This is a genomic window from Streptomyces sp. NPDC090106 (assembly GCF_044747265.1).
Lineage (GTDB): Bacteria > Actinomycetota > Actinomycetes > Streptomycetales > Streptomycetaceae > Streptomyces.
The window spans coordinates 176,759-198,984 of record NZ_JBIVDS010000009.1; the positions used below are offsets into that span (position 1 = coordinate 176,759).

Sequence of the window (22,226 nt, forward strand, 5' to 3'; positions counted from 1 at the left end):
CCCGAGGACGGCTCGGGCCGCTGTCAGGTCGCTGGTCGCTCAGCGGCGGCGCCGGTCCGGCCGGAGGTCGAAGTCGCCGTAGCTGTTGTCGACGGGGTTGACGGTGACTCCGGGGGCGACGATGTCGTCGATCGCGTCCAGCACCTCGGTGGAGAGGGTGACGTCGGCGGCCGGCAGGAACGCCTCCAGCTGCTCCATGGTGCGCGGTCCGATGATCGCCGAGGTGACTCCGGGATGGTTGACGACGAAGGCGACGGCCAGCTCGATCAGGGTGAGGCCGGTCTTCTCGGCGAGGACGGCGAGTTGTTCGACGGCGTCGAGCTTGCGCTGGTTGGCGGGCGTGCTCATGTCGAAGCGGGCCTGGGGGCGGGCCGCGGAGGCGGGGCCTTCGGTGGCGTGCCTGCGGTAGCGGCCCGACAGCCAGCCACCGGACAGGGGGCTGTAGGTGAGGGTGCCCATGCCGTGGCGGCGCGCGGTGGGCAGGACGTCCTCCTCGATGCCGCGGACCAGGATCGAGTACGGCGGCTGCTCGGTGACGAACCGCTCCAGGTGCCGTTCCCGCGAGGTCCACTGGGCCTCGACGATCTGCGAGCCGCTGTACGACGAGGAGCCGATGTAGCGGACCTTGCCCTGGTGGACGAGGTCGGAGAGGGCCCCGAGGGTCTCGGCGACGTCGGTGTCGGGGCTGGGGCGGTGGACCTGGTAGAGGTCGATGTGGTCGGTGCCCAGGCGGCGCAGGGAGTTCTCGACCTCGCGGATGATCCAGCGCCTGGAGCCGCCACGCCGGTTGGGGTCGTCGGGGTCCATGGGCATGAAGAACTTCGTCGCGAGGAAGACGTCGTCGCGGCGGTCCTTGAGGGCCTTGCCGACGATCTCCTCGGAGACGCCCGCGGAGTACACGTCGGCGGTGTCGACGACGTTGATGCCCGCGTCGAGGGCGCGGTGGACGATCCGGATCGAGTCGGCCTCGTCCTCGTTGCCCCAGGGCCCGAACATCATGGCGCCGAGGCAGAGCGGGCTGACGTGGACTCCGGTGCGGCCGAGCGGTCGGTACTGCATGGAAGGGGTTCTCCTGGTTCGTGGGGTCAGCCGTTCCCCGTGCGGACGGCCGTGTCGTCCGTCGTCCAGACGGCGAGGAGGTCCAGTGCCTCTCGCGCCGGGGAGTCCGGTTCGGGGGTGTAGAAGTTGAGGCGCAGGCCGGGGTCGGACGGCAGCTCCATCGCCTCGTAGGGCAGGGCGAGGGTGCCGACCAGGGGATGGTGGAGGTTCTTGACGCCGGAGCGGTGGAACTTCACGTCGTGGCGGGCCCAGCGGCGGGCGAACTCCCCGCTCTTGGTGGTCAGTTCGCCGACAAGGTCGGTGAGCGCCCTGTCGTGCGGCGTGCGGCCCGTCTCGATGCGCAGGAAGGCCACGGCGTCGTCCGCCCCTTTGTCCCAGTCGACCCAGAAGTCCTGGGCCGCGGGGTCCAGGAACAGGAAACGCGCACTGTTGACCGGCCCGCGCTGGGCGAAGAGGGGCGAGTCGAAGAGCGGCGCGTACAACGCCCGGCCCAGCAGGTTGGCGGCCACGATGTCGAAGCGGGCGTTGCGCACGAACGCGGGGACACCGGTCATCGAGTCGAGCAGCCGCAGGATCGTGGGCCGCACCCGCGAGGCGGTCACCGCGGGACGCCGTCCGACCGGGGTCGAGGCACGGGCGAGGTCGTAGAGGTGGGTACGTTCGGCCTCGTTGAGCTGGAGGGCGTGGGCCAGCGCCTCCAGGACGGAGTCGGAGGCACCGCCGAGATTGCCGCGCTCCAGACGGACGTAGTAGTCCACGCTCATCCCCGCGAGCAGGGCCACCTCCTCCCGCCGCAGACCCGCCACCCGGCGATTGCCGCCGTAGACCGGCAGCCCCGCCTGCTCGGGAGTGATCCGGGCCCGCCGGGTACCGAGGAACTCACGCACCTCGCCCGCCACGTCCTCACGGTTCTTTCCGGACACGCTCGCACTCCTCCCCGCCGACACGGGCACAGCTCCACCGGACCGGCCTGCGTACTGTCCCGGCTCCTCCACCGTAGGTCGGCCCGCGCGGACCTGCGAGGTACTGCCAGTACCTGGAAGAGCGGTGCCCCCGGTGCTCCCACCCGGGCGGACCTGCGCGGTTCCGGCTGTCAGCGGACGACGGACACGATCCGGCACACGGCTTCGGCGAGTCGTCGGTCTCCCCGCACGCGGGCGCGGGCCAGGGCGTCCGCCGGGGCGATGCTCCGTACGGCCGGCCGCCAGGCGGTCTCCGTGTCCATGAGCACGACCGCCGCCGGACGGCCGCTCGGCGCCTCGGCCAAGGACCACCGGTCGTCCTTGGCGGTCGCCGTCCAGGTGCCTCCGGCAGGGCCCTCGGCCGTCACCCGGATCTGGGTCCCGGTGGGTGCCGGCGTGTGCCGGAGGGTGTGGGGCAGGGCCCGCAGGAACGTGTCGAGGACCACGGTCAGGGCGCGGGGCTCCTGGTCGGTCCCGCGGCCTACGGCGTGGCGGATCTGCTGGCGATGGGTCCAGTGCTCGGTGAACTCCCGGGCGATGTCCAGCCAGGCCGGTGCCGGGTCGACGCCCGCCCACGAGACGCCTACGGCGGCGGCGTCGAGGTCGGCCGCGGAGAATCGCCGGGCGAGCCGCGTGCCCGTCGCCGCCAGGGCGTCGACGAGGGAGGCGGGGCTGTCGTCCGCGTGCAGGTCGACCCATTCCTGGTTCGTGCGGTGGATGAACGCCTCGACCGTCTCACCCTCGGCGCGGGAGTTGCGGTGGTCGTGTCCGAGGCGCCCCAGGTGGTCGCCGAGGAGATGGGCGGCGACGGCGTGCACCGTCCAGTGCCCGGCTGCCGTCCGGTGCCAGTCGGCGGCGGTCAGAGCACGCAGCGTGCCGAGCAGCGCGTCGGCTTCCGGGCCGAACAGGGCACGCGCGTCGATCGGGCTCCCCAGCCAAGAGGTGCCGGGTACGCCGCTGGACCGGGTGCTCATGGCCACAGCCTGGCAGCCGGCAGCCGTGGACGGCTATCGAATACGGCCGGCCGCGCGCGCCGTCGTCGGCCGGGTCCGGGGGCGGGTCCGGGGGCGGGTCACGAGCAGTCCGAGCGGTGGGCGAAGGGCCTGTCGGGGCAGTCGGTGCAGGTGAAAAGGTAGATGCCGCCCATGTCACCGAGCATGAGCCCGGGAGGACTCTGGATCTCGGTGCGCTGTTCGTAAGGCAGATCCCAGATGGTCCCCGTGGCCGGGGTGTCCTCCACGGGCAGCCAGGTGCGCCAGCTCTCGCCGTCGAACTCGGAGCTGTTGACGGTCAGGAGGTGCTCCATGCGCGCGTCGCACGCGGGGCAGGTCGGCCAGTCGGGGTCCTGTGTCCAGGTCGGGTATCCGCCGACCTTGATGCCGTCGGACACGGAAAGATGGGACCAGTAGGACCAGCCCGTCTCCTCCTCCACCTGCTCGAACCTGGGTTCCAGCGTCTCGGCGACCTCGTCCGGGAGGTCCCAGTTCGGGTAGTCGGTGACGCGTTCGGGGTGCAGGACGCACGGGTTCGGAAGGTAGTCGTCGTCGGCGCCGGCCGGGCGGGGCGGATCGGCCGGCCGCAGGTCGTCCCGGGAGCTGTCGCGCCAGTGGATCTCGGGGCGGGGAACGTAGCCCTCGTCGTGGTCGAAGGGACACCAGAGCACGTGCAGCAGATCGGCGGCGCCGGGAAAGGGCAGTTCCGGCACGTCGGCCGAGAAGAGCTGGAGGACCGGGACGAGCGGGACCGGACCCGGCCCGGGCGGGGAGAACGCCGTGTCCGGATGGTCGTCCTCGCAGTGGGGCCAGGGCTCCGAGAGCGGCCACAGCACGGGCCCGCCCAGGGAGCTCTCCCGCGCGGTCGGCTCACCGGGACGCGGATGCAGACGAACGGCGGTCTTCCGATGGCTCGTCAACTCCGGAAACAGCGCCTCGACATCGAGCGGACGCGGCGGGGTGGTACGAGCCATGGGAAGGCGCTCCTCACAGACCAGGACGTCAACCGGGCCACACCCGGCGGCCACAGTGGCCGAGAGTAGCCGTACGGCCTGCCGGGACCGCCATCAGGTCCGTGGTCCCGCTCGTCGCCGCCCTCCGGTGTCGCCGCGCCGCGGCGGTCAGCCGGTGTCGCCGCCCTCCGACACGGTCTCCACCCGCGTGAGCAGCCCGGTGAGGTCCGTCAACTGCTCGGCCGTCAGCGTGCCGAAGAACCGCCGGAGCGCGCCGGTCCCCGCCTCCTCCGCCGCCGCCAGGGCCGTACGGCCCACGTCCGTCAGGTCGACGCTCTTACGGCGGCGGTCCTCGGCGTGGCTCGTCCGGCTGACCATGCCGAGCCGCTCCAGGCCCTCCAGGATCTGGGTGACGGAGCGCGGTGCCTGCCCGAGGACGGTGGCGAGTTCGGCCTGGTGCAGGGCGCCGTGGGCGGCCAGCGCCTGGAGGACCTTGGTGCGGGACAGGGACAGTCCCGCGGTCGCCGTCATGTGCCGGTCGACCTGTTCTCGCAGGGTGTGGGCGAGGGTGAGGAAGGACAGTCCGACCTGCTCAGGTGTAACGGCGGCGGCTGTCGCGTCGTGCTGCTCCATGGTTCGGGTATCCTCCCACAACGTAATCATGAGGTACCTCACGAAAAGAGTGCGCCATGGAGCGTCCCATCGCCCTGATCACCGGAGCCACCTCCGGACTGGGCCGCGTCGCCGCTTTCGAGCTGGCCCGGCGCGGCTACCGCATCGGCACCGTGGCCCGCTCCCGCGACAGGGCGGAGGCCCTCGCCGACGAGCTCGGGGCCGTGACCGACGAGCCCCTCGACGTGTTCCACGCCGACCTGGGGCTCGTGTCCGACGCGCGGCGCGTCGGTGAGGAGATCGCCGCCTACTACCCGCGCCTGGACGTCCTCGTGAACAACGCCGGCCTGCACGCCTTCGCGCAGCGCGTCACCGCCGAAGGGGTCGCGGAGATGACGGCGGTGAACTACCTGGGTCCGTTCGTGCTCACCGAGGCGCTCCTGGACAGGCTCGGCACCTCGGCGCCGGCCCGTGTCGTCAACGTGGCCTCCGAGGCGTCCCGGCAGGCCGGGAGCATCGCACCGCATGCGGATCTGCGGCGTACGGACGCCTACACCCGCCGCGAGTCGATGGCCCTGTACGGGCGCACCAAGCTCATGACGATCATGTGGACGCAGGAGCTGGCCCGCCGTCTGGACCCGGACAAGGTGACGGTGAACTGCTGCGATCCCGGCTTCAACGCGACGGGCCTGGGCCGGGATCTGCCCGGCGCGGCGGTGCTGCGACGCGTGCTGGGCGCCCTGCGGATCGGCGACCCCCGCAAGGGCGCCGGGATCATCGTGCGGCTCGCCACCGACCCGGCGCTCGCTCGCACCAGCGGCGCCTACCTCTCCGTACAGGACGCCCGGCCGCTGCTGTGTCCCGAGCCCGACAGCTCGCCGCCGGCGCAGAAGGAGCTGTGGGAGGAGACCGTGGCGCTCCTGGCGGCGCACGCCTGAGGCCCGCGCCGCCCCTGCCGCCTAGTGGCTGCCGGTGAGTTCGCCGCTGAGCCTCTCGTGGATCCGGGCGCTGGGCTGATTCAGGCCGATGATCTCGACGACCTTGCCCCGCTGGGCGTACTTGCTCTCGATCGCGTCCAGGGCGGCGACGGAGGAGGCGTCCCAGATGTGGGTGGCGGACAGGTCGATGACGACCTTGCCGGGGTCGCCCGCGTAGTCGAACCGCGTGACCAGGTCGTTGGAGGAGGCGAAGAACAGTTCGCCGGTGACCCGGTAGACGACCTGGGTGCCGTCGGGGTCGGTGACCGCGGTGACCTCGGCGAGGTGGGCGACCCGCTTGGCGAAGATCACCATGGCCGTGACGCTGCCGACGACGACGCCGATGGCGAGGTTGTGGGTGGCGACCACGACGGCCACGGTGAGCACCATGACGGTGATCTCCCCGGCCGGCATGCGCTTCAGCGTCCCGGGCGCGACGGAGTGCCAGTCGAAGGTCGCGCAGCACACCATCACCATCACGGCGACGAGCGCCGCCATCGGGATGTCGGAGACGACCGGTCCGAAGACGATGCACAGCACCATCAGGAACGCGCCCGCCAGGAACGTCGACAGCCGGGTCCGGGCGCCGGACACCCGTACGTTGATCATGGTCTGGCCGATCATGGCGCAGCCGCCCATGCCGCCGAGGAAGCCGGTGACGATGTTGGCGATGCCCTGGCCGATGGACTCGCGGGTCTTGTTCGAGCGGGTGTCGGTGATGTCGTCGACCAGCCTCGCCGTCATCAGCGACTCCATCAGGCCGACCAGCGCCATGGCGAGCGCGTAGGGGGCGACGGTGGTGAGGGTGTCGAGGGTGAACGGCACGTCCGGCAGGCCGGGGGTGGGCAGCGAGGAGGGCAGGGCGCCCTTGTCGCCGACGGTCGGCACCGCGATCCCGGCCGCGACCGTGATCACGGTGAGGACGACGATGGAGACGAGCGGCGCCGGGATCACCTTCGTGACCTTCGGGAAGAGGACCATCAGCGCGAGCCCGGCGGCGATCAGCGGATAGACCGGCCACGGCACGTCGTGCATCTCCGGCACCTGGGCCATGAAGATCAGGATGGCGAGGGCGTTGACGAAACCGACCATCACCGAGCGCGGCACGAACCGCATCAGCCTGGCGATCCCGACCGCACCCAGGAGCACCTGGAAGACGCCGGCCAGGATCACGGCGGCCACGAGGTACCCGAAGCCGTGTTCCCGGTTCAGGGGCGCGATGACGAGGGCGACGGCGCCGGTCGCGGCGGAGATCATGGCGCGGCGTCCGCCGACCACGGAGATCGTGACGGCCATGGTGAACGACGCGAAGAGGCCGATCGCCGGGTCGACCCCGGCGATGATCGAGAACGAGATCGCCTCGGGGATCAGCGCAAGGGCGACGACCAGGCCGGCCAGGACCTCGGTGCGCCAGACCTTCGGGTCGTCCAGCCAGTCGGGACGCAGAGCGCGCAGCCGGGCGGCGGGAGACACAGCGGCAGAAGACAAGGGAGTCGCGTACCTGTCGTGCTCGGGCACACCGCGTCGGCCGGGCCGGGGGCGTGCGGGACGCTCGGAGGCCGGGCCGGCACTCCGCGGGCAGCCCGAGGGACGGGCCTGAGGTCAAACGGCTTGGCGGCGCGCGCGGACTCGGCGGCCGGGCGGGGAGCAGGCGGCGGCGATCCGCGGCATCAGTTCGCGCACGCTCTCTCTCCTGCAAGAATCGGGGCTTCGCCGGGCACGCCATCGGTCCCGGTTCAGCAGCAGGAGGACACCCCGCGTCGCCCTCACCACCGGCAACTCTACCCTAACGTTAGGGTAGAGATCGGCGAGGCCGGCCGGGACGCGGTCCTCCCTGAGGAGAAGGGCCAGGGCCCACGGGCGTGGACGACGAGCACATGCAGATCGGCGAGGTGGCCGCGCGGACGGAGCTCTCCCTGCGCACCATCCGGCACTACGAGGACACCGGTCTGGTCACCCCCTCCGCCCGTTCCCAGGGCGGTTTCCGCCTCTACACCGAGACCGACGTCGCCCGGCTCATGGTCGTCCGCCGGATGAAACCCCTCGGCTTCTCCCTGGACCAGATGCGGGACCTGCTGGACGCCACCGACCGCCTGGACGCCGTCGGCCGTACCGCTCCGGGCGACGGCTCGGACGGCGACGCCGGGCTCGACTCCGACGAGCGCGAAGCCCTGCTCCAGCGCATCCGCACCTACCAGGAGGCAGCCGCCGAACAGGTGGAGAAGCTCCGCGTCCAGCTGGCCCGAGCCGAGGACTTCACCGCCACACTGGACGCCCGACTGAAGCCCGACACACCGGACGCCCGCACCTAGGGTCCGTCCGGCGGCCAGGCACCGGGCCGGGTGCGTCGTCGCGTGCCCGGCGGGCGGAAGTGCCGGGCAGAGGGCGCACCCCTTCCACCGCCTCAGGCCACGTCGTACTCGACCGCGGGAGCCAGGAGGAGACCGCCGTCGATGACGAATCCGGCGCCGCTGACGAAGGACGCCTCGTCGGAGGTGAGATGGAGCAGGGCACGGGTGACGCCCGCACCCAGGTCGGTCAGTCCATGACCGACCTGGCCGTGTCGAGGAACGTCAGCCTGTTGTCCTCCAGGTAGTCCCGCACGCTCTCGCCGTCGGGCAGGCCTTCCCACACCGTCCGGTTCAGATCGAGGAAGTACGCGCGTGCCGCGTCGTGCACGGGCAGCGGGAACTGGACGCGGACGAGCCGCTCGGCGACCCAGAGCCTGTTCATGACGTCCTGGGTCCTGATGTGCCACGGGTGGGTGTCGTCGAACTCGGCGGGCCGGGTGAGGGCGGAGCGTTCGGCCTCCGCCGCCACCTCGATGAACCGCTCCAGCAGGGCCAGCCGTTCCGCGCGCCGGGCCTCGGACAGGGCGTCCCGCTGCCGTTGCCGCTCGGCGCGTTCCGCCGACAGCTGCGTCCTGTGCTGCACGAGATAGGACAGCATCCCGCCGAGGACGACGCCGCCCAGCGATATGAGTGACACCCAGACCTGACCCGCCATGGCGGTCATGGTGCCATGCGGTCGATCACCCGGACGGTCTCGCCGTCCTCAGCCCCGCATCCGCCGTTCCATCGCCTCGACGGGTTCGTCGAGCCAGTCGGCGAGTTCATCGGGGTCGGCGTGGCTCTCCAGCCATTCGACCAGCACCTCGCACAGACTCTCGGGCAGTCCCGGGATCGGCTCCGGTGCCACGGGCGGCTTGCGCAGCCGGTCGACGCTCACCCACCGTCCGTCGGGGTCGGCCTCGGCCATGACGGCGGTGAAGCCGTCGTAGGTGTCGTGGCAGGACGCCAGCAACCGGCCCGTGCGCTGCTCGCGGACCTCCCAGTCCGCTTTGCCGTCGTCGCCGTGGAAGCCGATCTGCCCCATGGCGACGACGGTCTTCCCCTCGGCCGCCAGGTCAGCCATGGCCTTGTCGTAGGCGTCCAATCTCTCTTCGTTGGAGCTGAGCCACTGACGGACGTATACCTTGACCAGGTCTTCGGACACGCGGGTCTCTCCCGGGATAGCGCTGACGAGCGTGGAGGCGGGTGGTCCGGTGCGCGCTCGGCCTCGTCCGACCACCGCACCACCGCTCGCGCGCGGCCACGCCTCTCCCCCAACTGGCCCCAAGACTAGTGCTGTTGGGGCTCGCGACGCTCGGGAGAGGCCCGTCGCGCGGAGAGGCGCACCCTGCGCTGGTCCCGGTCGATCCCGGTGACGACGACCGTGATCCGGTCGCCGACCCGGACCGCGTCCGACGGAGTCCGCACGGGTGTCCAGCTCAGCTCGCCCAGGTGGACCAGCCCCTCGATTCCCTCGGCGACCTGTACGAAGACGCCGAACGGGACCAGCTTGGTGACCGGCCCGCACAATGTCCGGCCCACCTCGGTGCCGTCGGCGAACGACTGGAAAGGATCCGGCCGCATCGCCCGCAAGGACAGTCTTGCCTCCAGGTTCCAGGTGTCGAACTGAAGGAACTCGCACGCGACCCGCTGTCCGACCCGCACGACGTCGGAAGCCGCTTCGATGCGGTGCCAGGACAGTTCGGGGATCGTGATGAAGCCGACGCCGGGGAAGACCGGATGATCGGGGCCCTCGTCCAGCGCGACGAACACGCCGAACCGCTCGATCCCCGCGACGGTGCCGGCGAGGATCTCGCCGTCGTGCAGCGATTCCAGGAATGTCCAGAGCTCCGGGTGCCCGGTCCGTCCGCCCAGCATGGTGTCAGCCTTTCACGCGGAGCCGTGGCGGGGAGGAGGGGCGGGCAGACTGCCGGGACGTGGGGGGCAACCGTTCGGGGGTGGCGGGAGTCTAGGGAGCGGCAAGTTGTTTTTCGGAAGACATCGTCCGTTCACCCGTGTTCTCACAGAGGTTCTCGCCATGCCGAAGTTCCCGCACAACCGTCGCACCCGTCGTGCCGCAGGCGCCGCAGGTGCCGTTCTCGGTGCTGTCGGTCTGGTCGCGGTGGCCGCCGCTCCCGCCGCGTTCGCCGAGGAGGCCGCGCCCGAGCTGGTCGTCGGAGGCGTCGGCCCGGTCGACGGGCTGGAGCCGGGGAGCAGCTTCGCGGCGCCGGTCACCGTGGCGAACAAGGGCACCGCGGCGGCCGAGAAGGTGTGGATCTACTACGCCGTGACGCGAGGGCTCGACTTCGCGGAGGTCCCCTCCAACTGCCGTACGCAGCAGGTGCGGGCCTATGACGAGATGCCCGAGCGGTGGACCATGGCGTGCGAGTTCGACCAGGTGGTGGAGCCGGGTGCCGTCTACACGCCCGAGACGCCGCTCCGGGTGAAGGCGCTGGACCGGGCGTACGACGACGAGCTGCGCCTGCGCGTCGGGGAGAACGATCCGGGGGTGGACGACAACGGCACCGATCCGGTGGCGGGCACCGCCCCCGCGGTGAAGCTGGTCGAGCGTCCGGGCGGGGACGTGGGGTCCACGTGGGTCGTCGACGTCCCCGTGGCCTCCGTCAACACGGCCGACTTCCAGGTGACCGGAGCCGCGCTGACGGGCAGCGTCGGGGAGACGGTGCCGATGAAGGTGGAGTTCACCAACGCCGGGCCCGCCTGGGTCATGGCGAGGCTGGACGTGCCGACCGTCAGCGTCCTGGTCACGCCGCCCGCCGGAACGTCGGTGGTCAAGGCCGGCGCGTTCTGCAAGGCCAAGGGCGAGAGCTACAAGTGCGGCATGGGCCAGAGCGCGCTGCACGAGGACGGCGGCCAGACCTACGCCTTCCGGTTGAGGATCGACAAGAAGGTGACGGGGGCGAAGGGCTCCGTGACGCTGGGCGGTGAGGCCCGGCCGGCCGACCCCGACGCGAGCAACGACAAGGCGGTCATCGCCCTGGACGTCACGGGTGCGGACCCGACCGCCTCGCCGAGCGACCCGGCCGGTGCCTCCGGCGGCTCCGGCGGTTCGTCGCCGGTGGACGGCGGCGGGGCGACGCCGCAGGGCGACACCCTGGCGGAGAGCGGGTCCTCGGCACCGGCGCTGACGGGCGTGGCCGCCGCGGCCGTCGCCACGGGTGCCGGCACCGTCGTGCTCGTGCGGCGCCGGACCCGGAACCAGGGCTGACGACCGGCCCGGTCAGCGCTCCTCGCGCAGTCCCCAGGGCGACCCGTACTCGGTGAGCAGGTCGAGGAAGGGGCGGGGCGGAAGGGCCTCGGGGCCCAGGACGCCGCTCCCCTTCCACGTGCCGGCGGCGATCAGTTCGAGGGCGATCACCGGGTTGATCGCCGTCTGCCAGACCACGGCCTGGGAGCCGTACTCGCGCATCGACCACTCGTTGTCGACGACGTGGTAGAGGTACACCTCGCGCGGGGCACCGTCCTTGGTTCCCTTCACCCAGGTGCCCGCGCAGGTCTTGCCCGTCATCCGGTCGCCGAGCGAGGCCGGGTCGGGCAGACAGGCGGCGACCACGTCCCGCGGGGAGACCTGGACCGGACCGTCGGCGCCGGGGACGGTGACCTTCGCCGTGGAGTCGAGGCCCAGCGCGTGGAGCGTCTTGAGCTTGGCGATGAAGTCGTCGCCGAGGCCGTACTTGAACGTCACCCGGCGCGCGTCCACCCAGCGGGGCATCAGCAGCACCTCCTCGTGCTCGACGTTCACGCACTCCACCGGGCCGATGCCCTCGGGGAAGTCGAAGACCTCGGGCTCGCTGAACGGAGCGGTGGTGAACCAGCCGCGGCCCTTCTCGTAGACCACCGGCGGGTTGAGGCACTCCTCGATGGTGGTCCAGATGCTGAAGGAGGGGGCGAAGTCGTAGCCCTCGACGGTGAGGTTCGCGCCGTCGCGGACGCCGAGTTCCTCGATGTCGTCGAAGAGCTCGTCGGCCGCGTACCGGGCGAAGACGTCCGAGAGGCCCGGCTCGACGCCCATGCCGACCAGGGCCAGGCGGTCCGCGCCGCGCCAGTCCTCGGCGCGGGCGAACTGCTCGTCGCCGAGCTTGACCCCGCACCGCTCGTACGGGGTGGTGGCATGCGGCACGGACAGGGACATCGCCATGTCCAGGTAGTGCGTGCCCGCGGCGAGCGCGGCCCGGAACAGCGGCATCACGAAGCGCGGGTCCGTCGCGTTGAGCAGCACGTCGCACCGCTGCGAGAGAAGGGCGTCGCGTACCGCTTCCTCGTCGGAGGCGTCCAGGCGCAGCGCGCTGAAGCGGCCCTCGGCGTCGGTGAGCGCGGCGACGGCGGCTTCGGCGCGGGTGAGGTCGTAGTCGCCGACGACCATGTGGTCCAGGAAGCCGCGGCGGGCCGCGATCCGGGTGACGGCGGTTCCGACACCGCCCGCACCCACGAGGAGGACACGCATCTCACACACCCTTTTCGTCGTTTCCGTCCCGGGTCACGGCCGGGCATGTCCCGATGCAACACGACCTCCGCGGTTAAGGTCTACAGCGTTGGCATAAGAGTCGGGCGGAGCGGCGGGGTGGTGGCGCGGTGCCGAAGAAGGTGGTTCCGGAAGCGGAGCGGCGCCGGCGGCGGCCGACCCGGCAGGGCACCGTGCTGTCGGAGCGGCTGATCGTGGAGACCGCGCTGCGGATACTGCGCGAGCACGGGCGGGCCGGGCTGACGGCGCGCCGGCTCGGTGCCGCGCTGGGCGCCGACCCCAGCACGGTGTACCGGTACTTCGCCGGGCTGGACGGGCTGACCCGGGCCATCGGCGAGGAGCTCATCGGGCGGGCCCTGGACAACTGGACGGCGACCGGGGCGTGGCGCGCCGACCTTCGGGCCCTGGGCCTGGCCATCCACGCCTCCTACCTCGCCCATCCGGAGGCGGCTCTACTGACCGCCAGCCGTGTCACCGGGCGGCCCCGGGAGATCGAGGTGGACGAGACGATCCTCGGCATCCTGCGCGGAGCGGGCTTCGGCGATCCGGACGCCGTCGGCGTCTACCACGCCTTCATCGACCTGGCGCTGGCCTTCGCCGCGCTCGACGCGGGCGCGCTGGCGGTCACCGCCGAGGCCCGGGAGACCGACGAGGAGATGTGGACCTCCACGTACGCCCGGCTGCCCAGCGCGACCCATCCGCACATCGCCGCCACCGCGCGCCTGCTCGCGGACCGGATGAACCACAGCGCGTACCCGGTCCTGCTGGACACCCTCCTGGGCACGGCACAGGCGCGGCTGGCCACGGCACGGAAGTGAACGCACCGCACGCGGTGCGGCACCGTGGGCGAATTTCCAGGCTCCTTCTTTTTCTGCGTCCGTTCAATGAATACGTAGCCGATACGGTTTCGGATTGGTCCGGGAATTAAGTTCATCCGATCGGGGATTTGACCAATCCGTCGGGGCCGCCGAGTCGGATTCCCCACGTGAGGGACGACAAGAAGGACACGCGGCGGCACTCCGGCTGGACCCGCCCCGCTCTGGGGGCCGTCAGCGGTGTGCTGGCGGGCTTCGCCGCGCTCTCCGTCGCCGAGTTGGTGTCGGTGGCGGTGCGTCCGCAGGCCGGTCCGGTCGTGGCGGTCGGGGGTGCGGCGATCGACCGCACACCGGCTTCCGTGAAGGACTGGGCCATCCGGAATTTCGGCACCGACGACAAGCTGGTCCTTCAGCTCGGAATTCTCGCGGTGCTGGCCCTTTTCGCCCTGGCGCTGGGAATTGCGGCCACGCGATTTCGGCGGGCCGGTGCGGCCGGTGTGCTGGTGTTCGGAGTGGTGGGCGCGGTGGCGGCCACGAGCAGGCCGGACTCGGCCGGTCCCACGGACGCGCTGCCCTCGGTGGCGGGCGCGGTCGTCGGTGCCGCGGTGCTCTACCTCTTGGTGGGCCGTCTCACGTCCCCGCGGCCCGCCGCCGTACCGGTCGGGGGCGAGCAGCCGGGTTCCTCGGCCGGTGCGGGATGGGACCGTCGTGGCTTCGTGATCGCGGCGACGGCTGTCGCGGCGGCCTCGGCCGGAGCCGGTGTCCTCGGCCGCGGTCTGAACCGGGCGCGTGGCGGCGACGCCGTCGCCTCACGCAACGCGCTTGCCCTGCCCCGGCCCGCTTCCCCGGCCGCCCCGGTTCCCCGGGGCGCGCACCTGCGCGTCCCCGGGGTCAGCCCGTTCGTCACGCCGAACGGCGACTTCTACCGCGTCGACACCGCGCTGGTGGTGCCGAAGGTGGACGCGACGTCCTGGCGGCTGCGCATCCACGGCGAGGGGGTGACCCGGCCGCTGACGCTCTCCTTCGACGACCTCCTGCGACGCGAGCTGATCGAACGCGACATCACGCTCACCTGCGTCTCCAACGAGGTCGGCGGCCCCTACGTCGGCAACGCCCGCTGGATCGGCGTACGGCTGGCGGACCTGCTGGCCGAGTGCGGGGTCCGGCCGCCGTCGAAGGGAGGCAGGGCCGACCAGCTGGTGGCCCGCTCGGTGGACGGCATGACCATCGGCAGCCCGGTCGAGGACGTGATGGACGGCCGCGACGCGCTGCTCGCACTCGGCATGAACGGTGAGCCGCTGCCCTTCGCGCACGGCTTCCCGGTGCGCATGGTGGTGCCCGGCCTGTACGGCTTCGTCTCGGCCTGCAAGTGGATCGAGGACATCGAGCTCACCACCTTCGACTCCTACGACCCCTACTGGGTCAAGCGCGGCTGGGCCCGCGAGGCACCGGTCAAGACGCAGTCCCGTATCGACACACCCAAGCCCTTCGCCCGTCCGAAGGCCGGTCCGGTGATGGTCGCCGGGGTGGCCTGGGCGCAGCATCGCGGCATCGACAAGGTCGAGATCCGGGTCGACGACGGCCCCTGGCAGGAGGCCCGGCTCGCGGCCGAGGACACCTCGGACACCTGGCGGCAGTGGTCGTTCCCCTGGCGTGCCGGCAAGGGCGCCCACACCCTCACCGTCCGCGCCACCGACCGCACCGGCCGGACGCAGACCGAGAAACGGACCCGCACCATCCCCGACGGCGCCAGCGGCTGGCACTCCGTGGTCGTGACCGTCGACTGACCCTCCCCCGAACCCACTTTCCCCTACCCCCGATCAGGCAGCGCCCGCTGCCGTGACCTATCAGGAGAAACACATCATGAACACCCGTATCAGCCGCATCGCCGTGACCGTGGCCGCCGCTGCCGTCCTGCCGCTGGCCCTCACGGCGTGCTCCGACAGCGGCAGCGACTCCGCCAAGTCCGACTCCTCTGCGAAGGCATCCGCCTCCGCATCGGACGACGGCATGGCCAACTCCGGCAGCGACACCACCATGGACGAGCCGTTCGGTCCGGCCTGTTCCGCGGTGCCCGCCAGCGGTGCCGGCTCCTTCGACGGCATGGCCCAGGACCCGGTCGCCACCGCCGCCTCCAACAACCCGGCCCTGTCCACCCTGGTGAGCGCGGTGAAGAAGGCCGGTCTGGTCGACACCCTCAACAACGCCGAGAACATCACCGTGTTCGCGCCCACCAACGACGCCTTCGCCAAGATCCCGAAGGCCACGCTGGACAAGGTCCTCAACGACAAGGCCGAGCTGACGAAGATCCTCACGTACCACGTCGTCGGCCAGAAGCTCGCGCCGAAGGACCTGGAGAAGGGCTCCTTCGAGACGCTGGAGAAGTCGAAGCTGACCACGTCCGGCTCGGGCGAGTCCTACACCGTCAACGACTCCGCCAAGGTGGTCTGCGGCAACGTGAAGACCGCCAACGCCAACGTCTACATCATCGACACCGTCCTGATGCCCACCAGCTGACGGACCGCCAGAACGCCGGACCGTCGGGTACACGTGGGTCGTTGCCCGGCGGTCCGGCTCAGGCGCGTGGGATGTCCCGGCCGGTGGGCCGGTACTCGATCAGCAGCACCCGGCCGTCCAGGGCCCGGTGGCCGACGAGTTCCAGGTCCGCCGACGCCACGTCCTCGAAGAGCGGTTCGCGGCCCGAGGCTCCCACGAGCAGAGGGAACGTCATCAGCCGCAACCGGTCGACGAGGTGGGCGTCCAGCAGTTGCCGGGCCACGGAGAGGCTGCCCATCGTGCGCAGCGGGACGTCGCCGTAGCGCTTGAGGCGGGTGATCTCGCCGAGCAGGTCGTCACGGCAGACGCGGGTGTTCGGCCAGGACGTCGTCCCCAGCGTCTTCGAGAACACCACCTTGTCCGTCGCGAGGAGCCGTCCCGTGGTGTCGCCGCGCGCCTGATCGGGCAGCCCGGCGAGCGCCTCGTAGGTGCGGCGTCCGAGGACGACCGTCCGCGGCAGGGCGGACTCGGCGTCGATCCACCGTTCCAGCTCGGGGCCGGGGTACCCGAAGAAGCCCGGCGAGACCGCGCTGCCGGCCCACCCGTCCACCGAGAGAAACACATCGACCGTCAGTGTCTGCATGACCCGTCCCTTCGACGACCTCGACGACCTCCACGAAGGAGACGTCGGGGCCGCGCCGGGTTTCTCTACACCTCGGCCGGGCGGGGCCGGGTCACGTGGACCACGTCACCGTCGAACCGTCCATGATGACGACCTTGCCGTCCGTGCGCAGGATCAGCTTCGCGTTCGGGTGGCCCCAGACGTCCGCTCCCCAGATGGGCCGGTCGTCGCCGTTGTGGATGACGAGGTTGCCGTCCGTCTGGAAACGGGCCGTGTGGTTCTCGCCGAAGGTCATCGACGCCCAGGTGGCCTTGCCGTTCTCGTTGTAGACGACGAGGTTGCCGTCCGGTTGCATGACCATCTTGATCCGGTTGGTGCTCCAGGACTCCCCGACGGACAGCGTGCTCGGCGCCGTGACGGACGTGGTGGTCCACACCGGCGCCTTGGTCTTCGTCGCCTTCGGGGACGGGCTGGGGCTGGGACTCGCCTTGGGCTTCACGTCCGCGCCGGACTGGCTCACCGGCGCCGTGGACTTCGTGGGGCTCGGCTTCGCGGGCGCCTTCGACTTCTTCTCGCTCGGGCTGGCGGAAGGGGTCTGGGTGGCATAGTCGTCCGGTGCCTCCTGCGCCGCGTTCGCGTCCAGGAGGGTGTCGCTGTCCTCCTGCGCGACGGAGTTCGCCGTCGGCTGCTTGGCATCGTCGTCCCGCGCCCCCATCAGCAGGAACGGGACGGAGACGAGGACGGCTCCCACGATGGCCGCGGCGGCCAGCATCGGCTTCTTGGGGCGTCCGCCGTGGGACTCCTCCGCGTCGGGGTCGCCGGAGGGGCCGTCGGCCGCCGTGGCGACCGGCGCCACGGCCGTGGCCGGCTCGGGCGACCCGCCACGCGCCTCCGCGGGAGCGGCTCCCTCGCCCTCGCCCCGCTCGGGCTCCCCGGCAGCCGCCGTCGCCTCCGGTTCCCGTGCGACGGCGCCGGCCGACAGCGTTGTCGTCCGCTCTCCCTCTTCTTCCTCCGCTCCTTCTTCCTCCGCCGGGACGGGGACCGGTGCGGCCGTGGGGGCGGTACCGGCCGTGGGGGCCTCGTGCTCCGTCTCTTCACCCGTCGTCGTGTCGGGGGTGACGGCCGGGGTCCGGCCCGGGGTCAGCGCCCCTTCGGGCGGCTCCGAGAACGCGGGCAGGGCGACCGCCACCCGGACCTGCGGCGCGCCCTTGGCGCTGTCGGGGGATGTACCGTCTCCCGCGTTTCGTTCGGCACTCATTCGGGCCTTCTCCGTCAGTCGTCGATGGTCGGTTGTGGGGGGGGCGGGGCCTGGGTGTGGGCGGAGGTGCGGGTCAGAGGATCCAGCGGTCGGCGGGGCCGCACCCGCCGATCTCCAGGTGCGCGTCGTTCCCGGCTGACCCGCCGCCCTCGAGTCCCAGGCAGAGGTTGCTGCTCGAGTAGCTGCGGATCCAGTACGAGCCGTCCGAGCGGGGGTCGAGCCACCACAGCTGGTTGTCGGAGGTCGCGCGGCAGTAGTACTCGGTGATGTTGGTGCCCATGGCCGCCGCGCCGTAGTAGGGCAGGTCCATGCAGAACTTGTCCTTGCTGTTCCTGATCAGGAACAGCGAGGAACCGTTCGGCCCGCCCTTGGCCTCCGTGACCTCCAGGTTCCACAGCTGGTTGTCGTTGGTGGTGCCGTTGCACGGGTACTGGTTGACCGGGCCGTCGATCTTGCCGTTCCCGTAGTTGGGGACGTCGGCGCACTGGCCCGTCGTGGAGTTCTTCAGCAGGATGTTGCTGGCGCTGGAGGCCGCGTTGGCCTCCTGGCGCAGCTTCTCCGCGGCGCTGAGCGTGGTGGTCTTCTTCTCGGTCTTCTTCGACGCCGAGGGGGTCGGGGAGGGCTGGTCCCGTTTGACGACCGGCGCGTCGACCGTGTCCTTGGTCCGCTTCTCCTCGGGCGACTTGCTGGGCGAGGGGGACGCGGAGGCGGACGGGGAGGGCGACTCGGTCGCGTAGCTCTCCGGGGCCTGCGGAATCCGGTCCGTGTCCAGCACCGTTCCGGCCGCGTTGTCCGTCCGGTCGGAGACGCGCTCGTCCTTGTCGCCCTGTCCCGCCACCAGGAAGGGGACGCCTATCAGGATCGCGCCGACGATCGCCGCGGCGGCGAGCATCGGCTTCTTGGGTCCGCCGTGCGCCTCCGCGTCGGCCGTGGGACCCGGGCCGCCGCCGCTGGCCGACGCGACGAGCAGGGTGTCGGCACCGGGGTCGGCGCCCGCGGTCGCGGGTACGGCGGCCGAGGCGTCGGGCGCGGGCGCGGGAACAGGGTCGGGCGTGGCGGATCCGGTGGTGGAGGAGGACGCGGCCGACGCCTGCTCCTCCCGCTCCGACGACGCCTGCTCCTCCCGCTCCGACGACGCCTGCTCCTCCCGCTCCGACGACGCCGCCTCGGCGCTCCCGCCCTCGGGCGGGGCCGGTGCCGGTGCCGGGTCTGGCGCGGCGGGGACCTCCGGCGCCGCGGCGGGCGTCGGGGCGGCCGACGCGCCGCTCGCCTTGGCCCGGCGGCCCGCGCCCGGTGCCAGCGCCGCGCCGGGGTCCTGTGCCTCGCCCTGGAGCGGTACCGCCCGGCGGATCGTCACCGGGGACGATCCGGACGCACCCGACGTCCCGGAGGCTCGGGAGGCGCCCGACGCTCCGGACGCGTTCGGTGACGTCTCACCGGCGGGATCGGTCTGACGAGCCATACGACTCCCCTACTCGTGTCAGTGGTTCGCTGTGGTTTCCGACGTCGCGGCGCCGAAGGGCCCGGAGCAGCGCTCCGGCCACTGTTCGGCACCCGCCGGAGCGGAGCGTCCGCGCACGGCCTCGTCCAGACGGGCGAGTGCGGCACGGTCTCCTTCGGGATCGGGCCTGACCGGCCCCTGGGAGCCGGGCAGTTCACGCAGGAAGATCTGCCGGGCCTCGTTCCGTCCGGCCCGGCGGACGTCCAGCACCCTGAACAGGGTCCCGGGGGTGAACACCACTTCCTCCGGTCCGTCGCCGGGGTCGAGCAACTGCCGTACCCGGCGCGCCCCGACGGACCAGATGACGTAGCTGGCGCCGGTCGTCATCGACGGCCGGACCGGGTCGAGCGGCGTCGCACTCACCGGAGCGGCGTCCCGGAGCAACGCCCCCGGACGCGGCACACCGCCGTCGGGGATGCCAGCCGTGGCGCGCAGCACCACACCTCGGTACGAGGGCAGTCGGTTGAGCCCCGACGCCAGGCACGCCACGTACGGCAGCAGACCGCCGTCGTGCGCGTCCAGGGCGCGGCCCAGCGCCTGGTGGCTCAACGGCCCCTCGGTGTCGTGCAGATACAGCCGCAGCGCGATCAAGTCGGCGCGAGCGGCCTCCTGTTCCTTGCCGCGCAGGGCGGGCATCCGGGCGAGGGCCCGGGCCACGGCGGTACCGTGCCGGTCCCACTCCGCGTCCGCCAGCCCACGGAAGACGTTGCGTTCGCCTTCGGTACTGCGGTGGCCCGGGCTGAACGGGACCGGGGGCGGGGTGACGCTCTGCGGCAGCGGGGGTTCGGGGAGGCCGGGACCGTCGGCGGACGGGTCCGCGCCGGTGTCCGGCTCGGGCGTTCCCGCTGCCTCCGCCGCCTCTTCCTTCGCCTTCGGCGTTTCTTGCAGCCCGGGCGTCTCTTCCGCCTTCGCCGTTCCTTCCGTCTCCGGCGCCGCTGCCGCTTCCGGTTCGGCGGGCGACGGTTCAGGACGCCCGTCGGGGATCTCTCCGGTGGCGGGTTCGGGTGCGGAACCGGTCGTGACCAGGCTGCGCGGAGCGGCCGGCGCCGGGAGGGGGTCCGGGTCCGGCAGCGGGGCCGGGCCGGGCTCGGGTCCGGGTTCCGGGTCGGGGGCGGCGGCCTCGTGCTCGGGCTTCTCGGTGACCGGTTCCTCCGGCCGCTCGGCAACCGGTTCCTCGGGCTTCTCGGCGACCGGCTCTTCCGGCCGCTCAGCGACGACCGGCCCCTCCGGCGCGCCGCCGTTCCGTGTGGGCTCCGAGGTCTCGGGCTCCGCTGCGGTGCCGCCCGGAAGGCGTTCTCCCACGGTCGTGCCCGCTGCCGCCGCCTCGGCCTCCGCCTCCGCGCGTCGTACCGTCTCGATGACGGATTCGCGTCCGGGCGACGTCCGTCGGGGAGCCGCCGGTGCGGGCGCCGGCGTGCCGGTGGAGGAGCTTCCGGCCGTCGCGACGGCCGCGCCCTCGGGGACCGAGCCCTTCCGGGGCGTGCGCGTCGGCGCGGCTCCCGTGGCCGCGGTCGCCACCGTCTGGCTCCGTGCCGGGGCCGGTGCCGGAACCGGTGCCGGGAACTCGCTGCGATCCGGGTCGGAGCTCGTGCGGGGCCTGCTGATCGCCTGTGGCGGGCCGTTCTCCTCCCGCGGGGCGGGCGCCGAGGGCGAGAACGTGGCGAACCGGATCGTCCGCAGACCGTGCGCCGCCGCCAGTCGGCGCAGTTCTCTGCCGCCGTCGTGCGGGGTGCCGTGGACGTGGAGCGTCACGCTCGCGCGCAGGGCGGGCAGCAGGGCGCCGAGGAGTCCCGACAGGGCGGGCCACAGCGTCGGGTCGAGCCGTTCACCCGGCAGGCCGACCTCGACGAGCGGACCGGACGGACTCACCTGACGGGCCGTGGCGGAGAGGTCGGGGCCGTCCAGCGAACCGACCCACAGACCGGCCCGGGTGACCGTGACCTGCCACTGGTCGGAGAGGGCGAACACCCCGTCCGAGGGCTGGGCGGCGCCCGCCAACGGCGGTGTCCAGCGCAGCGGCCGGGGCTCCGGGGCCTCCTCGGCGCCCCGGGCCGGACGGCACAGGACGGCGTCGACGAAGGGCAGCCAGCGCGGCGTACGGTCGGCTCCGACCAGTACCGACTGCGCGGAGTACGCCCCCAGGGGCCGGCCGGCGGCGATGAGCGGCAGCCCGGTCATCAGCTCGACCTCCGTGTCCAGCCGGTCGGCGACCGACTGGGCCAGGGACAGCAGGTCGCGACGGCCGCCGGGAGCGAGCCGCACGGTTGTCCTGACGCCCTCCGGGAGGGCGGACAGCACGTCGGCGACGTCGTCCGCGAGGACGTCCTCGCCGTAGGGAACGCCGACCACGACCGCGAGGCGTCCGGGCGAGACCGGCACGGAGTGGTAGAGGTCGCCGGGCTTGGTCGGGGCCGCCTCGGCGGGCCGGATCAGGACACCCGCCGGGATCTGCTCGACGACGCAGCCGCCGCCCGTGCGCGCGGGCAGGGCGCGCAGGGCGCTCTGCCAGGACGGGGCGGGGCTGCGGGGGCCCAGGGGCCTGGGCTGCGTCTCGGGGGCGAAGCGCCACCAGCCGGCGTCGGTCGCGGACCCGACCGGGAGGCCGGGTACGAAGAGGGTGCCGCCGGGCACGAGGAGGGGCGCCCCGTCCGGGGCCTCCACCTTCAGGCCCCACGCGTCCGCGATCCGCCGTGCCGTGGCGGGCCGTTGGGGGCTGTCCTGGCCCGCACCGGCCATGGCCAGCCGCACGGTCTCCGTGCCCGAGTCGCTGAGGGTGTCGAGCAGGTGGCTCAGCCGGGGCCAGAAGGAGTCGGCGGCCACGCTCTCGGTGCCGGCGATGAGGGTCACGGCTCCGTCGTCGGAGCGCTGGCCCCGGGCCAGGTCGCCGATGTCGGCCGGGGTCAGCGAGTCGTCCGAGGGGGAACGCAGCAGGAGCAGGCCGTCGTAGTCCTCCACCAGCACCTGGTCGGCCGCGCCCGCCGTGCCCTCACGGGGCGCGGAGCCGGTCGGGCCGGTTCGGTCGGGGGTTCCCCGCCGATCGCTGCCGCGGCGCCTGCCGAAGGCGCTCCAGCGCGTCATGCCGCACCTCTGGCGATCAAGGCCGTGGCCTTCGAGGCGGGACCGTATGCGTGCTCGGTCACCGGCACGTCCTCCAGCAGCACAAGAC

At 72.4% G+C, this 22,226-nt stretch carries 20 protein-coding genes; 6 read left to right on the forward strand and 14 right to left on the reverse strand.

Features of this window, described 5'->3' with window-relative positions:
• Positions 1 to 39: 39 nt before the first annotated feature.
• The 5 genes from ACIPSE_RS28250 to ACIPSE_RS28270 all read right to left on the reverse strand — a co-directional run bounded on the left by ACIPSE_RS28250 (position 40) and on the right by ACIPSE_RS28270 (position 4,599).
• Positions 40 to 1,059 carry an aldo/keto reductase gene (locus ACIPSE_RS28250; protein ID WP_401667594.1) on the reverse strand — a complete coding sequence of 340 codons (1,020 nt, stop codon included), beginning with the start codon at positions 1,057 to 1,059 and terminating at the stop codon, positions 40 to 42.
• A gap of 26 nt (positions 1,060 to 1,085) precedes the next feature.
• Entirely contained in the window at positions 1,086 to 1,982 is an 897-nt protein-coding gene (locus ACIPSE_RS28255; RefSeq protein WP_401667596.1) for a helix-turn-helix transcriptional regulator, read from the reverse strand.
• A gap of 170 nt (positions 1,983 to 2,152) precedes the next feature.
• Positions 2,153 to 2,995: a maleylpyruvate isomerase family mycothiol-dependent enzyme gene (locus tag ACIPSE_RS28260; protein ID WP_401667599.1), complete on the reverse strand. Its 843-nt coding sequence runs from the start codon at positions 2,993 to 2,995 to the stop codon at positions 2,153 to 2,155.
• 98 nt (positions 2,996 to 3,093) lie between these two features.
• Positions 3,094 to 3,987: a DUF1963 domain-containing protein gene (locus tag ACIPSE_RS28265; RefSeq protein ID WP_401667601.1), complete on the reverse strand. Its 894-nt coding sequence runs from the start codon at positions 3,985 to 3,987 to the stop codon at positions 3,094 to 3,096.
• Between the two features lie 147 nt (positions 3,988 to 4,134).
• Entirely contained in the window at positions 4,135 to 4,599 is a 465-nt protein-coding gene (locus ACIPSE_RS28270) for a MarR family winged helix-turn-helix transcriptional regulator (RefSeq protein ID WP_401667604.1), read from the reverse strand.
• Positions 4,600 to 4,655: 56 nt separating this feature from the next.
• Here ACIPSE_RS28270 and ACIPSE_RS28275 point away from each other — a divergent pair, with 56 nt between their 5' ends.
• Positions 4,656 to 5,516: an SDR family NAD(P)-dependent oxidoreductase gene (locus tag ACIPSE_RS28275; RefSeq protein ID WP_401667606.1), complete on the forward strand. Its 861-nt coding sequence runs from the start codon at positions 4,656 to 4,658 to the stop codon at positions 5,514 to 5,516.
• A gap of 21 nt (positions 5,517 to 5,537) precedes the next feature.
• Here ACIPSE_RS28275 and ACIPSE_RS28280 read toward each other — a convergent pair whose 3' ends face one another.
• Positions 5,538 to 7,028 carry a SulP family inorganic anion transporter gene (locus ACIPSE_RS28280; RefSeq protein ID WP_401667608.1) on the reverse strand — a complete coding sequence of 497 codons (1,491 nt, stop codon included), beginning with the start codon at positions 7,026 to 7,028 and terminating at the stop codon, positions 5,538 to 5,540.
• A gap of 389 nt (positions 7,029 to 7,417) precedes the next feature.
• Here ACIPSE_RS28280 and ACIPSE_RS28285 point away from each other — a divergent pair, with 389 nt between their 5' ends.
• Entirely contained in the window at positions 7,418 to 7,867 is a 450-nt protein-coding gene (locus tag ACIPSE_RS28285) for a MerR family transcriptional regulator (RefSeq protein ID WP_401667610.1), read from the forward strand.
• A gap of 226 nt (positions 7,868 to 8,093) precedes the next feature.
• Here ACIPSE_RS28285 and ACIPSE_RS28290 read toward each other — a convergent pair whose 3' ends face one another.
• The 3 genes from ACIPSE_RS28290 to ACIPSE_RS28300 all read right to left on the reverse strand — a co-directional run bounded on the left by ACIPSE_RS28290 (position 8,094) and on the right by ACIPSE_RS28300 (position 9,763).
• Positions 8,094 to 8,570, reverse strand: coding sequence for a hypothetical protein (locus ACIPSE_RS28290; protein ID WP_401667612.1), 477 nt, complete (start codon positions 8,568 to 8,570; stop codon positions 8,094 to 8,096).
• Between the two features lie 39 nt (positions 8,571 to 8,609).
• The gene (locus ACIPSE_RS28295; RefSeq protein WP_401667615.1) at positions 8,610 to 9,050 is read right to left on the reverse strand and encodes a hypothetical protein; all 441 of its coding nucleotides are present in this window, start codon (positions 9,048 to 9,050) and stop codon (positions 8,610 to 8,612) included.
• 125 nt (positions 9,051 to 9,175) lie between these two features.
• Positions 9,176 to 9,763: a S1 RNA-binding domain-containing protein gene (locus tag ACIPSE_RS28300; RefSeq protein ID WP_401667617.1), complete on the reverse strand. Its 588-nt coding sequence runs from the start codon at positions 9,761 to 9,763 to the stop codon at positions 9,176 to 9,178.
• Between the two features lie 160 nt (positions 9,764 to 9,923).
• On the opposite strand from ACIPSE_RS28300, the gene ACIPSE_RS28305 reads away from it, so the two are divergent.
• Positions 9,924 to 11,114 (forward strand): hypothetical protein, encoded by a 1,191-nt coding sequence (locus ACIPSE_RS28305; protein WP_401667619.1) that lies wholly within the window; start codon positions 9,924 to 9,926, stop codon positions 11,112 to 11,114.
• A 12-nt stretch (positions 11,115 to 11,126) separates the two neighbouring features.
• On the opposite strand, the gene ACIPSE_RS28310 is transcribed toward ACIPSE_RS28305, so the two are convergent.
• On the reverse strand, positions 11,127 to 12,350 hold the full coding sequence (locus ACIPSE_RS28310; RefSeq protein ID WP_401667621.1) for a saccharopine dehydrogenase family protein: 1,224 nt from the start codon (positions 12,348 to 12,350) through the stop codon (positions 11,127 to 11,129).
• Positions 12,351 to 12,478: 128 nt separating this feature from the next.
• Here ACIPSE_RS28310 and ACIPSE_RS28315 point away from each other — a divergent pair, with 128 nt between their 5' ends.
• From ACIPSE_RS28315 to ACIPSE_RS28325, 3 genes are all read left to right on the forward strand, one after another.
• Positions 12,479 to 13,186: a TetR/AcrR family transcriptional regulator gene (locus tag ACIPSE_RS28315; protein WP_401667624.1), complete on the forward strand. Its 708-nt coding sequence runs from the start codon at positions 12,479 to 12,481 to the stop codon at positions 13,184 to 13,186.
• A gap of 167 nt (positions 13,187 to 13,353) precedes the next feature.
• Positions 13,354 to 14,970: a sulfite oxidase gene (locus ACIPSE_RS28320; RefSeq protein WP_401667627.1), complete on the forward strand. Its 1,617-nt coding sequence runs from the start codon at positions 13,354 to 13,356 to the stop codon at positions 14,968 to 14,970.
• 76 nt (positions 14,971 to 15,046) lie between these two features.
• Entirely contained in the window at positions 15,047 to 15,700 is a 654-nt protein-coding gene (locus tag ACIPSE_RS28325; protein WP_401667630.1) for a fasciclin domain-containing protein, read from the forward strand.
• A gap of 58 nt (positions 15,701 to 15,758) precedes the next feature.
• On the opposite strand, the gene ACIPSE_RS28330 is transcribed toward ACIPSE_RS28325, so the two are convergent.
• The 4 genes from ACIPSE_RS28330 to ACIPSE_RS28345 form a co-directional block, all read right to left on the reverse strand.
• The gene (locus ACIPSE_RS28330) at positions 15,759 to 16,322 is read right to left on the reverse strand and encodes a dihydrofolate reductase family protein (RefSeq protein WP_401667632.1); all 564 of its coding nucleotides are present in this window, start codon (positions 16,320 to 16,322) and stop codon (positions 15,759 to 15,761) included.
• Positions 16,323 to 16,413: 91 nt separating this feature from the next.
• The gene (locus ACIPSE_RS28335) at positions 16,414 to 17,559 is read right to left on the reverse strand and encodes a mannose-binding protein (protein WP_401667635.1); all 1,146 of its coding nucleotides are present in this window, start codon (positions 17,557 to 17,559) and stop codon (positions 16,414 to 16,416) included.
• A gap of 73 nt (positions 17,560 to 17,632) precedes the next feature.
• Positions 17,633 to 18,916, reverse strand: a complete 1,284-nt coding sequence (locus ACIPSE_RS28340; RefSeq protein WP_401667638.1) for an RICIN domain-containing protein — start codon at positions 18,914 to 18,916, stop codon at positions 17,633 to 17,635.
• Between the two features lie 123 nt (positions 18,917 to 19,039).
• The gene (locus ACIPSE_RS28345; RefSeq protein ID WP_401667640.1) at positions 19,040 to 22,138 is read right to left on the reverse strand and encodes a hypothetical protein; all 3,099 of its coding nucleotides are present in this window, start codon (positions 22,136 to 22,138) and stop codon (positions 19,040 to 19,042) included.
• Between the last annotated feature and the right edge of the window lie 88 nt (positions 22,139 to 22,226).

Bases quoted from the DNA above. Each gene is read 5' to 3' on its own strand.
- ACIPSE_RS28250 (WP_401667594.1), bottom strand. From the start codon at position 1,059: ATGCAGTACCGACCGCTCGGCCGCACCGGAGTCCACGTCAGCCCGCTC.
- ACIPSE_RS28260 (WP_401667599.1), bottom strand. From the start codon at position 2,995: ATGAGCACCCGGTCCAGCGGCGTACCCGGCACCTCTTGGCTGGGGAGC.
- ACIPSE_RS28265 (WP_401667601.1), bottom strand. From the start codon at position 3,987: ATGGCTCGTACCACCCCGCCGCGTCCGCTCGATGTCGAGGCGCTGTTT.
- ACIPSE_RS28270 (WP_401667604.1), bottom strand. From the start codon at position 4,599: ATGGAGCAGCACGACGCGACAGCCGCCGCCGTTACACCTGAGCAGGTC.
- ACIPSE_RS28275 (WP_401667606.1), top strand. From the start codon at position 4,656: ATGGAGCGTCCCATCGCCCTGATCACCGGAGCCACCTCCGGACTGGGC.
- ACIPSE_RS28290 (WP_401667612.1), bottom strand. From the start codon at position 8,570: ATGACCGCCATGGCGGGTCAGGTCTGGGTGTCACTCATATCGCTGGGC.
- ACIPSE_RS28300 (WP_401667617.1), bottom strand. From the start codon at position 9,763: ATGCTGGGCGGACGGACCGGGCACCCGGAGCTCTGGACATTCCTGGAA.
- ACIPSE_RS28305 (WP_401667619.1), top strand. From the start codon at position 9,924: ATGCCGAAGTTCCCGCACAACCGTCGCACCCGTCGTGCCGCAGGCGCC.
- ACIPSE_RS28310 (WP_401667621.1), bottom strand. From the start codon at position 12,350: ATGCGTGTCCTCCTCGTGGGTGCGGGCGGTGTCGGAACCGCCGTCACC.
- ACIPSE_RS28325 (WP_401667630.1), top strand. From the start codon at position 15,047: ATGAACACCCGTATCAGCCGCATCGCCGTGACCGTGGCCGCCGCTGCC.
- ACIPSE_RS28330 (WP_401667632.1), bottom strand. From the start codon at position 16,322: ATGCAGACACTGACGGTCGATGTGTTTCTCTCGGTGGACGGGTGGGCC.
- ACIPSE_RS28335 (WP_401667635.1), bottom strand. From the start codon at position 17,559: ATGAGTGCCGAACGAAACGCGGGAGACGGTACATCCCCCGACAGCGCC.
- ACIPSE_RS28345 (WP_401667640.1), bottom strand. From the start codon at position 22,138: ATGACGCGCTGGAGCGCCTTCGGCAGGCGCCGCGGCAGCGATCGGCGG.